This is a genomic window from Acinetobacter calcoaceticus (assembly GCF_900520355.1).
Taxonomy (GTDB): domain Bacteria; phylum Pseudomonadota; class Gammaproteobacteria; order Pseudomonadales; family Moraxellaceae; genus Acinetobacter; species Acinetobacter calcoaceticus_C.
Genome location: NZ_LS999521.1, coordinates 1,175,682 through 1,188,730, shown reverse-complemented (window position 1 = coordinate 1,188,730; position 13,049 = coordinate 1,175,682). Strand labels below are relative to the sequence as shown.

At 37.4% G+C, this 13,049-nt stretch carries 15 protein-coding genes and 1 tRNA gene; 10 read left to right on the top strand and 6 right to left on the bottom strand.

The window, feature by feature from the left end:
• The first annotated feature begins 96 nt into the window (after positions 1 to 96).
• The 10 genes from AC2117_RS05605 (at position 97) to AC2117_RS05560 (ending at position 8,419) form a co-directional block, all read left to right on the top strand.
• Complete coding sequence (locus tag AC2117_RS05605) at positions 97 to 729, top strand: hypothetical protein (RefSeq protein ID WP_133972488.1); 633 nt, start codon at positions 97 to 99, stop codon at positions 727 to 729.
• Positions 730 to 828: 99 nt separating this feature from the next.
• Positions 829 to 905: transfer RNA gene (locus tag AC2117_RS05600), tRNA-Arg, on the top strand.
• A 116-nt stretch (positions 906 to 1,021) separates the two neighbouring features.
• Positions 1,022 to 1,957 (top strand): ABC transporter ATP-binding protein, encoded by a 936-nt coding sequence (locus AC2117_RS05595; RefSeq protein ID WP_003650650.1) that lies wholly within the window; start codon positions 1,022 to 1,024, stop codon positions 1,955 to 1,957.
• Positions 1,954 to 2,727, top strand: coding sequence for an ABC transporter permease (locus AC2117_RS05590; protein WP_133972486.1), 774 nt, complete (start codon positions 1,954 to 1,956; stop codon positions 2,725 to 2,727). The genes AC2117_RS05595 and AC2117_RS05590 overlap by 4 nt, the downstream gene beginning before the upstream one ends.
• Positions 2,724 to 3,536, top strand: a complete 813-nt coding sequence (gene queF, locus AC2117_RS05585; RefSeq protein ID WP_133972484.1) for an NADPH-dependent 7-cyano-7-deazaguanine reductase QueF — start codon at positions 2,724 to 2,726, stop codon at positions 3,534 to 3,536. The genes AC2117_RS05590 and queF overlap by 4 nt, the downstream gene beginning before the upstream one ends.
• A gap of 23 nt (positions 3,537 to 3,559) precedes the next feature.
• Positions 3,560 to 4,210, top strand: a complete 651-nt coding sequence (locus AC2117_RS05580; RefSeq protein ID WP_003650645.1) for a hypothetical protein — start codon at positions 3,560 to 3,562, stop codon at positions 4,208 to 4,210.
• Between the two features lie 127 nt (positions 4,211 to 4,337).
• A complete protein-coding gene (gene rodA / locus AC2117_RS05575; protein ID WP_133972482.1) occupies positions 4,338 to 5,480 on the top strand; it encodes a rod shape-determining protein RodA in 1,143 nt (380 codons plus the stop codon).
• A gap of 19 nt (positions 5,481 to 5,499) precedes the next feature.
• On the top strand, positions 5,500 to 6,501 hold the full coding sequence (gene mltB / locus AC2117_RS05570) for a lytic murein transglycosylase B (protein WP_133972480.1): 1,002 nt from the start codon (positions 5,500 to 5,502) through the stop codon (positions 6,499 to 6,501).
• A 289-nt stretch (positions 6,502 to 6,790) separates the two neighbouring features.
• Positions 6,791 to 7,402, top strand: coding sequence for a septal ring lytic transglycosylase RlpA family protein (locus AC2117_RS05565; RefSeq protein ID WP_004791014.1), 612 nt, complete (start codon positions 6,791 to 6,793; stop codon positions 7,400 to 7,402).
• A gap of 567 nt (positions 7,403 to 7,969) precedes the next feature.
• Complete coding sequence (locus tag AC2117_RS05560; RefSeq protein WP_133972478.1) at positions 7,970 to 8,419, top strand: DUF962 domain-containing protein; 450 nt, start codon at positions 7,970 to 7,972, stop codon at positions 8,417 to 8,419.
• A 47-nt stretch (positions 8,420 to 8,466) separates the two neighbouring features.
• Here the strand turns inward: AC2117_RS05560 and AC2117_RS05555 are convergent, their stop codons facing one another.
• The 6 genes from AC2117_RS05555 to rpsB all read right to left on the bottom strand — a co-directional run bounded on the left by AC2117_RS05555 (position 8,467) and on the right by rpsB (position 12,842).
• Positions 8,467 to 8,781 (bottom strand): AzlD domain-containing protein, encoded by a 315-nt coding sequence (locus AC2117_RS05555; protein ID WP_133972476.1) that lies wholly within the window; start codon positions 8,779 to 8,781, stop codon positions 8,467 to 8,469.
• 1 nt (position 8,782) lies between these two features.
• Positions 8,783 to 9,499, bottom strand: a complete 717-nt coding sequence (locus tag AC2117_RS05550; RefSeq protein WP_133972474.1) for an AzlC family ABC transporter permease — start codon at positions 9,497 to 9,499, stop codon at positions 8,783 to 8,785.
• Positions 9,500 to 9,592: 93 nt separating this feature from the next.
• The gene (locus AC2117_RS05545) at positions 9,593 to 10,417 is read right to left on the bottom strand and encodes an AraC family transcriptional regulator (RefSeq protein ID WP_133972472.1); all 825 of its coding nucleotides are present in this window, start codon (positions 10,415 to 10,417) and stop codon (positions 9,593 to 9,595) included.
• 105 nt (positions 10,418 to 10,522) lie between these two features.
• A complete protein-coding gene (locus tag AC2117_RS05540) occupies positions 10,523 to 11,011 on the bottom strand; it encodes a DUF3465 domain-containing protein (RefSeq protein ID WP_133972470.1) in 489 nt (162 codons plus the stop codon).
• Between the two features lie 65 nt (positions 11,012 to 11,076).
• On the bottom strand, positions 11,077 to 11,952 hold the full coding sequence (gene tsf, locus AC2117_RS05535; protein ID WP_042897221.1) for a translation elongation factor Ts: 876 nt from the start codon (positions 11,950 to 11,952) through the stop codon (positions 11,077 to 11,079).
• A 137-nt stretch (positions 11,953 to 12,089) separates the two neighbouring features.
• Positions 12,090 to 12,842: a 30S ribosomal protein S2 gene (gene rpsB / locus AC2117_RS05530; protein WP_003650626.1), complete on the bottom strand. Its 753-nt coding sequence runs from the start codon at positions 12,840 to 12,842 to the stop codon at positions 12,090 to 12,092.
• Positions 12,843 to 13,049 lie beyond the last annotated feature (207 nt).

The window sequence follows — 13,049 nt, the reverse complement described above, 5'->3', positions numbered from 1 at the left end:
TTTTATTGTTAACCCCATTTATATTTTATTAAAAACAGTACTGTTCGACTCAGAAGATTGAACAGTCTGATTTATTTTTTATATTGGGGAAAAGTAATGGCTGGTTTTTATAGAACCAATTTGGGAAGAGTTGCGCTTCAACAACGCAATATTGTTTTAAATGCAAAACAAAGACGTTTATTACTATTAATAGACCATGAAGATTTTCAAAACTTAAATGGTGAATTTAAAAAACGTATTGCATCTCCAGAACTGATTCAACAGCTTATTGAATTAAAACTTATTGCCCCAATTGCTTCTACCGAAACATCTACTGGTGAAGAAATTATTTTTAAAACATCAGCCATAAATAAAGTAGAAGAAAATCAAAAAGAATCTGTTGATAGCTCTATGCCGCATTCCGCTCATCTTGTTGGAGAAATCCAGCTTTCCGAGCAAAAAACTTTAGATCAGCCCAGTACTACATATTTTCAACCAGTAATATCTTCTGAGGCTCTTTCTTTCGAAGAAATACAACAGTTAATGATAAAAACACTTGCCGACCATTGTGGGCTTATGACTAAACCGCTTATTTTAAAAATAGAGAAAATTACAACAATACAAGAGCTTAAAATATGCCAAATACAATGGATTACCAGTTTGCAGGAATCACGTATTTCTCCTAATCAACTTGCCCACGCCTTGCATACAATTAACTATTCAATTCGGCTTATTCAACAAAGCATATAAATATTAAAGAAAATGCTGTTTAATTAAGCATTAAACTCATTTTGCATGTATTTCATGCTTTACCTGCAAGTGTTTTTTTCCTATGATGTGCCCCAGCATGCGCTCGTAGCTCAGTTGGATAGAGTACAGGTTTCCGAAACCTGGGGTCGTGGGTTCGATCCCCGCCGGGCGCACCAGCTTTTATATAATAATTTCTAAATTTATCTTAATTTTATAAAATTCCGACTATTTTACTTGGTTTATTAATCATTATCGCTCAAAATATACCCCTCTTTCATAATGTGAGAATTTCATGACTGATGCTTTGGTTTTAAGAGATTTGTCCAAAACATATCGTAATGGTTTTCAGGCGTTAAAAGGTATTAACCTCACTGTGCCTGAAGGTGAATTTTATGCGTTGTTAGGCCCAAATGGTGCCGGCAAATCAACAACCATTGGTATTATCAGCTCGCTCACGAAAAAAACCTCAGGAACAGTTGAGATTTTTGGGCATAATCTTGACACTCACCCATCTCTAGCAAAACAGCAGCTTGGCGTCGTTCCTCAAGAATTTAACTTTGGCCAGTTTGAAAAAACATTCGATATTTTAGTCACTCAAGCTGGCTATTACGGTATCCATAAAAAGATTGCAGAAAAACGTGCCGAACATTATTTAGAAAAACTCGGTCTGTGGGAAAAACGCAATATACAAGCGCGTATGCTGTCTGGTGGAATGAAGCGTCGTCTGATGATTGCCCGTGCCATGATGCATGAGCCTAAACTTCTTATTCTAGATGAACCTACTGCTGGTGTAGATATCGAATTGCGCCGTTCTATGTGGGATTTTCTGACCGAAATGAACGAAAGCGGTACTTCTATTATTTTAACGACTCACTATTTAGAAGAAGCAGAAATGTTGTGTCGTCGCATTGCAATTATTGATCGCGGTGTAATTAAAGAAGATACCAGCATGAAGAGCTTCCTTAATCAGCTCAATGAAGAATCATTTATCTTCGATTTAGCCGAACCGATTGGGCCGCTCCAGTTAAACATTATTGGTGTCAAGTTCAACTTAATTGATAGCAATACTTTAGAAGTAACGATGGATAGAGCGCATACATTAAATGATCTATTTCAGTTATTAGAATCTCAAGGTATTCGTGTTCATAGTATGCGTAATAAATCGAACCGTTTAGAAGAATTATTTGTCAAAATGGTCGAGAAAAATCTTGAAGGAGAGGCAAAATGAATTTTAGCCAACTGCAAATTGCTCTCTGGACCATCGTTCGTAAAGAGGTACGCCGTTTTCTACGCATTTGGCCACAAACCTTATTACCACCGGCAATTACAATGAGTTTGTACTTCGTCATTTTTGGTAATTTGGTCGGTTCACGCATTGGGCAAATGGGTGGCGTGAGTTATATGCAATTTATTGTGCCCGGCTTAATTATGATGGCTGTCATTACTAATAGTTATGCCAACGTGTCTTCCAGTTTCTTTAGTGTAAAATTCCAAAAAAGTATTGAAGAACTCATTATGAGTCCCGTGCCACTACATATTATTTTATGGGGCTACGTGATTGGTGGTATTTGCCGTGGGGTATTGGTTGGTACAATTGTGACTGCAATGAGCATGTTCTTTACTGACCTTTTCATACATAACTGGTTTGTAACTATATATACAGTCTTAATTACTTCGGTTCTTTTCTCATTAGGTGGTTTTATTAATGCAGTCTATGCAAAATCATTTGATGATATTTCTATTATTCCAACCTTTGTTCTTACACCTTTAACCTATTTAGGTGGTGTGTTTTATGCCATTAGTGCACTTAGTCCTTTTTGGCAAAAACTTTCTTTAATTAACCCTATTGTTTACATGGTTAATGCTTTCCGTTTCGGCATTTTAGGTCATAGCGATGTGAATGTTTCATTCTCTTTAATCATTGTGACATCATGCTGTGTTCTACTTTACGGAATTGCTTACTATTTACTTGCTCGTGGTTCAGGAATGCGTGAATGAGTGTCGAACAGTCCTTATTGGGGAAAGAAACCCAATATCCAACTAATTATCAACCTGATGTTTTATTTCCAATTGCCCGTGCTCAGTCTCGTGAAAGCTACTCGCATATTGAAGGCATTACCCAAGGTAAAGATTGGTGGCATGTTTTTGAAATCTCATGGTTAAATGCTCATGCTATTCCGCAAGTTGCAATTGGCAGAATTACGCTACCTGCATCTTCACCGAATTTAATTGAGTCAAAGTCATTAAAACTTTACTTTAATAGTCTTAATTTCACTCAGTTTGAGTCTAAACAATCATTTATTGAAACGGTTGAAAAAGATCTCTCTGCTGCGGCTGGTGCAAAAGTTGAGTTAACCCTATTTCAAGTAGATGATTTAGAGATTTCTAAGCCTCAAGGTATTTGTGTTGATAACCTTGCTCCAGAACGTTTAGAACAACATCCAGATGCGACTCTTTTAAAACGAGATGAGTCGGGTGAAGAAGTTGAAATTGAACTGTATTCTCATCTTTTGAGAAGTAACTGCCCAGTCACTGGACAGCCTGATTGGGGTACAGTTTTTATCCGTTTTAAAGGCAAAAAACCTTGTTATCGTAGTGTTTTAGCTTATATTATCTCGTACCGTCAGCATAACGGCTTTCACGAACAGTGTGTCGAGCAGATATTTGCCGATATTTGGCAAAATCTAGAGCCTGAAAAGCTGATGGTTTATGCAACTTATACTCGTCGCGGCGGACTTGATATTAACCCCTGCCGAGTATCGGATCTTTCATGGATGCCAAAACCGATTCGATTGGCACGACAATAAAACGAATAATTTGAGGATACACCATGCCGTTTTTTGGTTTTACCCCTTCTGAAGGCTTATTAAACGATATGCAGACTGGAATTGCGAATAAAAATTCTAGTGAACCTTTATATCCACTTCGCGATAAGATTGCTTTACAACTGAATGAAGAAATTATTAATAATGTCTTAATTAAGTTAGTTCAGCATTTCCCTGCAAGTGAAAAACGTGATACTGCCGAAAAACTAGCAGGCTATGTCAAATCAACTGTTGCTGTTCTTTTAAAGCAATTGTTAAGCAAAGCGCCAAATGATGTGGTTAAACAGTCAGTAGAGTTTTCTGAAAAAAGCTTATTTAAAGACCCACAAGGCCAATATAAAGTAGGCGTAAATTTAGATGCAGGTTTAGTGACTAACCTTAAGCATAACTTTGCTGAGCTTGAAGCTGGCAATGATATTAATAAAGCTGCTTTAGCTGAATTATATAAGCAATTTGGTGATGCCATGATCAAACACTTCATGTCTGATTTTAATAAAACATTAGACCTCGGCATGATTAAGCGCAAAGCAGCCGATATTGGTGCAGCAGCCGTAACAAAAGCTGTTCACATTGCAATCGATAAACTGATTCCAAGCTTAAATCGCACTGAACTGAAAGCGATGGCTGAATATCATGATGGCCTATTCTTTAACTAATAAAAAATAGACTATCGGAAACCTAGCGCGAGCTAGGTTTTTTTATTGCAAAATATTGATATACATTGCCATTAACCAAGTTTATGTTAGCATGCGCCAAGCACTGATTGACCTTAGTTAACGCCGCATGTCTCCTAGCCCACAATATAAATTTTTACGCCAAGCTCCTCGAGATGGTCTTAGCACCGCTATGCAACCATCGAAGTGGCAACAACTCCATGTTGACCCTTGGTTATGCCTATTTCTACTCTTAAATGCTTTATTAGGTTTAACCGTACTATATAGTGCTTCTGCACAGGATGTGGGGTTAGTGAGTAAACAAGCCATGAGTTTTGGTATTGGCTTTTTAGTTATGTTTGGTCTAGCCCAAATTCCGCCCAAGGTCTATCAAGCTTTTTCACCATATTTTTATTTGTTTGGCTTATTTTCACTTGTGGCAGTCATGGTGTTTGGTGAAGTCCGAATGGGTGCTCAGCGCTGGATTGATATTCCCGGTGTCGGAAGTGTCCAACCCAGTGAGTTCATGAAAATCGGCATGCCCATGATGGTTGCATGGTTTTTAGCACGAAAACCCCTTCCCCCTAGCTTTTCACAAGTTGTTTTATCATTAATATTAATTGGTATTCCTTTTTTATTAATTGCAGAACAACCGGATTTAGGGACATCTCTTTTAGTACTAGCAAGCGGCATATTTGTCTTATTTTTAAGTGGGCTATCATGGCGTATGATCGGTGCCGCAGGAGCCTGCGCTGCGGTCATTATTCCGATTGCTTGGGAATTTCTTTTACACGACTATCAACGCCAAAGGGTTTTAACGTTGCTTGATCCAGAGGCAGATGCGCTCGGTACAGGTTGGAATATTATTCAATCTAAAACTGCAATTGGTTCTGGTGGTTTTTCAGGTAAAGGATTTCTTGAAGGGACTCAATCACATTTGCACTTTTTACCCGAAGGTCATACCGACTTTATTATTGCTGCGTATTCCGAAGAATTTGGGCTCATCGGTGTACTTATTTTAGTTATTCTTTATTTTGCTATTATTTTTAGAACATTCCAAATCGGTTTACAAAGCTTCCATAACTATGGACGTTTAGTTGCTGGCGCCTTTGGTTTGTCTTTTTTTGTTTATGTATTTGTAAATGCGGGAATGGTCAGTGGTATTTTACCTGTAGTAGGTGTTCCTTTACCTTTTATGAGTTATGGCGGAACAGCTATTATTACTTTAATGGCCACTTTTGGTTTAGTCATGTCCATTCATACACATCGATAATCTGGAATTTAAAAACGATATGTTGTCTCAACACTTAAATAAAACTTTAAAAATGCTCGCTTTGTGTACTGGTTTAATCAGTACAAGTCACTTCGCTCAGGCCAACGATTTTGCAACACATCCTGATTATGTAAATTTTAAACAAAAAACCATGAGCGCTTATGGGTTAAGTGGCGATCAGGTTGATGCGGCCATGAATGGTGCAAAAAATTTACCAAACATTCTAAATATTATGACTCGACCAGGTGAAAGTAAACCTTGGTATGACTATCGTTCTATGTTTCTGGTTGAAGGAACAATTCAACGTGGTGTCCGTTTCAAAAACCAATATACAGATGCTTTAAACCGTGCTGAACAACAATATGGTGTACCTCAGGCTGTCATTTTAGGTATTTTGGGTGTTGAGACAGGTTATGGCGCGAATAAAGGTTCTTTTATTACACGTGATGCCTTAGCCACACTTGCTTTTGGCTACCCTCGCCGCGCTGAATATTTTGGTGATGAGCTAGCTGCCCTTATTGCATGGACTTATAAAGAAGGCTACCCAACAAATAGTATTGTAGGTTCATACGCAGGTGCAATTGGCTATCCACAATTTATGCCGAGCAATATTAGTAAATATGGTGTCGATTATGACGGTAATGGGCATATCGACTTAAGAAACTCTGCGGAAGATGCAATTGGTTCAATCGCAAACTACTTAGCAAAACAAGGATGGCAACGCGATCAACCTATCGGCTTTATGGCACGTTACACGGGATCAAATCCGGAAAGTATTATTGCTAAAGATTTAACTCAGCCTTTTCCATATGGTGCATTAAAGACACTAGGTGTCTCACCATTAAATCCTTTAGTTAAAATTGATGATCTGGATATGGTGAATGTTATTCAATTACAAGACTATAACGGTCCAATTTACTATTTAACTTACCCGAATTTCCAAGTAATTACGACCTATAATAAGAGCCGTATGTATGCGACTGCTGTATGGTTATTAGGCACTGAAGTGGCTAGCCGATAGGCTAGCTTTTTTATAAGTTATGTAAAAGTCAATAAATATTTTTGTTAAATAGATCACAATACGCACAAATTTAATATTTTGTTACACTTTTGATTATTTTTTAACCCATAACTGTAAGTTTTTGCCCTTTTTGTAACGATTTCTCGTTAAAGACTAGACACTCTCCGTAAGCGATGAATATTATCCACCCCAATGTAGCAATTGCAAAAGTGAATAATCAGACATGTTCACTTTAAATTTCAGCCCATAGCTGAAAGAAAAAAGTACATGTTCTCAGGAGTTTATACAAATGCAGTTATCGCTGAAATACGTTCTTGCACTGACGGCTAGTTTAAGCATAGCCCCATTGCACGCTGAAATGGTGCAATCATCATCATTAAATAGTGATGTAGATGGCTCTAATTTAGCAGCTCGTGTATTGAGTAAAGATACTCAAAATTTTAATTCTCGTTTTTCTAACATTAACAGTCTTTCAATCACTGAACGTTCTGGCGATCAAATCCGTCGTCAAGCGATCGCAGCAAAAATTGAAATCCCTGAAGATGAGCCTTCAGTGATTGAAAAACTTAACACAGTAGCTTCAAACACTGTTCGTAAGTTTAGCCAAACTGGCATGGCTTCATGGTATGGTCGTCAATTCCATGGACGCAAAACAGCAAGTGGTGACACATTCGATATGAATGCTCTAACTGCTGCTCACCGTAGCCTACCATTGAACTGTTACATCCGTGTAACTAATAAAGACAATGGTAAAAGTGTGGTTGTAAAAGTAAATGACCGTGGTCCTTTCCATGGCAATCGTGTACTTGACCTATCATACGGTGCAGCTAAACGTCTTGGCATTACCAATGCTGGAACTGCAAAAGTAAATATTGAACGTGTTGATGGTCCAACTTCATAAGTTATAGCCTCTAGAGTTCATGTAAAAAGCCGCATTTTTTTATGCGGCTTTTTTATGTTTTAAACTATAAAAATAATTTCTAACTTAAGTTAAAAAATTTCTTTTTTTAGCCCTTCCCCAACCTTAAATTTGAATATTTTTTACACAAAAAAGTAGGTTTATTTTATCCAAGCTTATTTTGCTTCTAAATTGCGTTTAGAGCAACTTTATTAAATTCGCGCTACCCTAGTACCATTTTTCTAAAATTAGGGCTATTTATGGCGTTTTTAGAGTAGATGAGCAGAGCTTTTTCATACAATTTTCCCACCTATCTCAAAATCACACTTTTTTTGATGATTTCATCATCTCGTAACCTATAAAAAATATTCTGAAAAATTGCATCATTCTCAAGACTACATTGAGTACTTTTTCTATAAGCAAGGCATTACGTTTTTCTCATGCTTTTAAAAGCCTCCATTACCAAGCTCTATAGTTGAATAGTATCGGTTTCTTGTCGCCCACCTTAAGAACAGGATAAAATATACTCAGAAAAAATAAATCAAAGCTAAAACAAGGAGTGTGCCATTAATGAAATCCATTACAGAATGGTTTGATGAATATAGCGAAAGCCATCAAAACCCAACCAATAAACAAATTCACTGGCTCTGCGTTCCCGCCATTTTATTTTCTATTATTGGAATCATTGCCCATTTCAGCACTTTACTTACCGCTCTATTACTTGTACTCACTTTAGTATTTTATGCACGTTTAGATCTTGTACTTGCTGTTGCAATGGCTGCTTTACTGGTCGTTATGGCGTGGCTCATTTACACCCTACCTGTAGGAGTAGGATTTTATATCGCTATTTTTGTGGTTGCTTGGGTCGGACAGTTTTATGGACATAAAATCGAAGGCAAAAAACCATCTTTCTTTAAAGACTTACAATTTCTACTGATTGGACCGGTTTGGTGCATGGATGCCTATCTAGGAAAAGTCTTACCTAAATGGAAAAGCAGACAAAAACACGCTCTTTCCTAATCGTTAAATTAAAGCTGGATCATCTCGATTCAGCTTTTTACATTTTACTAATTTATTAGAAAATTTATAAAATAGAAAAAAACCAAACTAGCGATAACACTTAAAAGTACTCTTTTTAAATAAATGGAAATCACAAGACAAAAGATTGCTGCATAAATATAAGGATTATCTACAATTCCCTTTAAATTATCGCCATCAAAGAAAACAACTGGAATACAAATTGCTGTTAACAAACAAGGCGCAGAATAATTAAGCATTTTATTCATAACAAGGGGCAGTTTAACTTTAACATTCGGTTCTAAAAAATAGTAACGATTAAAAAAAACGATTGCTGCCAAGCCTAAAATCACAAACCAAGACATATTACTGCTCCTTACCTATTTTTTCAGTTAACACAGCAACCAACATCCCTATTAACCCTGAAAGTAAAATCGCCCCTTCAACTTGATAAAATTTAAAGAAAAACCCGCTTAAACAAGTCACTAAAATACCAGCGACTACTGGCAACCCCTTACATAACGGCACTATCATGGCAATAAAAATAGCCACAATTGAAAAATCTAAATGATAATTTAATAAATTAGGAATCACTGTTGCCAAAAGTATTCCTACCAAGCTAAACACTACCCAGAATAAATAAAAAGATAGACCTGCACCCAACAAATATTCTGGCTGCCTTTTTTCACCAGATGCACACACCGCAAATAATTCATCTGTTAATAAAAAGCCCAAACTTAACCGTTTCGAAAGAGGCAAAATAGAAATGTCATTTCTTAAAGTTAATGCATAAATAAAATGCTGAGCCGTTAAAAAGAAAATAGTCACATAAATTGTAAAAGCGGATGCGCCTTCCATTACCATGCTTAAACTAACTAATTGAGCTGCTCCAGCAAAGATAATTCCTGACATCGCAAGTGCTTTATAAAAAGATAAACCTGCATGAATTGCCATAGAGCCTGCTAAAATTGCCCATGGAATGACAGAAATTGACAATGGTAAAATATCCATTGCGCCACGTAAAAAGAGATAAGATGGCTTATTTTTTGGAAACCCAACCGTCTGATTAAGCTGAATATTCATATATAAAATCCAATATAAGAAGCATCTCTACAACATGCTTGATGAAGGCCGACTTATATTGAATAAAATTGCTGTAAATAATTTTTTAATAATTTAGTTATTTAGACTAGCTACATATTGAGTTGGTGTCACCCCCATAGCTTTTTTAAAGTGGCGATTAAAATGACTTTGATCAGAAAAGCCACATTGCTGCGCCACCATGGCAATTTGGTCACCCTGTTTTAATAATTGCCTTGCTTTTTGTAAGCGTGCTTGAACAAGCCATGCATGAGGTGGCAAGCCCACATATTTTTTAAATTGTCTTAAGAAATGCCATGCACTCAATCCCACCATGTTAGCCAGATCTTGCAAAGAAAAATTCGTTTCAGGCATTTCTACTAGTAATTCTTTAACTTTTAATATTTTGGAATATGCCTCAGGCAACTCACAAAAAGTGTGATTTGATTTACCATGTCGTTTCATTAAACAGGCTAAAGTAGACAAATACATTGTTTCTTTTAACAAGAAATTATCTTTTTGTTCTAATAAATCAAAAAGTAAACAAAGTTGTTGGGCCAAACCTAAGTCACGAATCACAGCTTGAGGAAACCATGGCGCCCCACGTGAATTTTCAAAGAAATCTTGGCTGACTTCTGCCAACATTTCAGGTGTGGGGTAAATCGCCCGATATCGCCAACCCGACTCAACAGCAGATGAGCCCGTATGAATCTCATCAGCGTTTACTAAAATAATATCGCCTTTAGGAGCTACATGTAGCTGGCCCGTCCGAAAAAAAGACTGTGCGCCCTCTTCAATCACACCGATACAATACCCTTCATGAGTATGCTTCGAAAATTGTGTTTGGTGATAATGTGCTTTTAGTAACTCTAAACCACCCAGCTCCCGCACATGCAGATAATCGGCTTGCTCCCGCTGCATAAATACGTCTCATCTATTCAATAAAAAAACCATAGCATGTTTTAAGAAACTGAATAGAATAAAATTGCTCTATAAAGAACAATATTTTTATTCGTTTATTTGGCTTTATTGATAGATTTGCCCATCATGTTTAAGCCAACCGCTTTCATGACGAGTTTGTGGATCACGATGAGTCCAGTGTAATACACCACCTTTAGGGTTATATTCATATTCGCCATAAAACTCTACCATGTCACCTTTTTTCAAATTAGGAATTTTATTTGCTAAATCAATATTATGTGCGACTAAAATTGAAAGGCCATTTTCTAAAACAAGAATAAATTTCTGGTGTCTCGACCCATCATTATCATCTCTTAAAATTGCTTTTACTCGACCACTTCCCTGCACTTGAACATTACTTTGTCTCTGCGCATAAGCAGCTTTTATTGTGTCGACCTTATCATTGCTTGATTGTGTAGTTTCAGTATGTTGAGCTTCAGGTATGGTTGATAATGGCGATTGATTCTGCTTATACCCAGATAAATCCAGACCAAAATATGCAGCGATCAATAAAATAATGACACCGCCAATACTAAGATTTTTTTTATTTATCATTATATACCCTCATTTTAGTTGAGATAAAAAAAGCCCCAAAGGGGCTTTTTTTATCGTGATACGAATTACTTCGCAGCAGCTTGAGCAGCAGCAACTTCTTCAGCGAAGCTAAGTTCTACTTTCTTCTCGATACCTTCACCAACTTCGAAACGTACGAAGTTAACAACAGTAGTACCAGTTGCTTTTAATACATCAGCAACTTTTTTGTCGTTGTCAATAACGTACATTTGACGGTCAAGAGCAACTTCGTTCAAATATTTATCAACAGAACCAGTTACCATTTTTTCAACGATATTAGCTGGTTTGCCAGATTCTAACGCTTTCGCTTCAGCAATTTCTTTTTCTTTAGCGATAAGATCAGCAGGAACAGCTTCAGCATTTACAGCAACTGGGTTGAATGCAGCAACGTGCATTGCAATACCTTTACCAGTATCAGCATCACCTGTATAAGAAACTACAACACCGATTTTTAAACCGTGTTTGTAGATAGCCAAGCTTTCGCCTTCAACGATTTTCGCGCGACGAACTTGGATGTTTTCACCGATTTTTTGAACAAGAGCAATACGTGCTTCTTCAACAGTAGCACCATCTTCAAGTTTCAATTCAGCAATTTTAGTCGCATCAGTTTCATTTGCAGCAAGTGCAGCAGCAGCAACTTTAGCAGAGAAACCAGCAAAGTTTTCGTCTTTAGCAACGAAGTCAGTTTGACAGTTTACTTCTAAAAGAATCGCTTTATTGCCTTCTTGAACGATTGTGATTGCACCGTCAGCAGCAATGTTACCTGCTTTTTTAGCAGCTTTTGCTTGACCTGATTTACGAAGGTTATCAATCGCTAATTCAACATCACCATTAGATTCTGTTAATGCTTTTTTGCATTCCATCATTGCAAGACCAGTACGGTCACGTAATTCTTTTACCATGCTCGCAGTAACTGCAGTCATGTTGTTCTCCTAAATACGGTAGAAAATAAATCTTTTCAACAAAAACGGCCCAAAGAAACTCTGGGCCGTTTGCACTCTCGACGCTTAATTTGCCACCATTACATGTCGCAAAAATGACAAGCCTGCGTCAAAACGCATTAAGCCTCTGGAGCTTCTTTAGCAGCTTCTTCGCCTTTAGCTTGTGCATTTGCTTGTGATTGAGCATATTCTTTACCAGCAAGAATCGCATCAGCCATAGCAGAAGCATAAAGTGTAACCGCACGGATTGCATCGTCATTACCAGGAATAACGTAGTCTACGTTGTCTGGGTTAGAGTTTGTATCAACGATACCGATTACTGGAATACCAAGGTTTTTAGCTTCTTTAATCGCAATTGATTCGTGATCAACGTCAATTACGAATAATGCGTCAGGTAAACCACCCATGTTTTTAACGCCGCCTAAAGCACGTTCAAGTTTTTCCATCTCACGAGTACGCTCTAAAGCTTCACGTTTAGTAAGCTTAGCAAAAGTACCATCTTGAGATTGAGTTTGAAGGTCTTTTAAACGGTTGATAGATTGGCGAAGAGTTTTCCAGTTCGTCAACATACCACCTAACCAACGGTGATCAACATATGGTTGACCCGCACGTTGCGCTTGTTCACGGATGATGTTAGAAGCAGCACGTTTTGTACCAACGAACAAAACTTTGTTCTTTTTGCTTGCTAATTGGTTAGCGAAGTTCAAAGCATCATTTAACGCAGGAACAGTATGCTCAAGGTTGATGATGTGAATTTTGTTGCGCGCGCCAAAAATGTATTGACGCATTTTTGGGTTCCAGAAACGTGTTTGGTGACCAAAGTGCGCGCCAGCTTGAAGAAGGTCACGCATACTTACGTTGTAATCTGCCATTTTCTATACCTTAAAGTTTGGGTTAGGCCTCCATATATCCGCATTCTCCACCCTTTTACAGGCACCCAGAGTAATGTGACGATATATGTGCGGATTTTTACGCCATCTATCAAAATTGTTCGTAAAAGATATTCACGAAAAGCATTTGATAAAATGGGCGGCTATTTATACCATAGACACTTGTAAATTACCAAAAGTTTTTAGAGA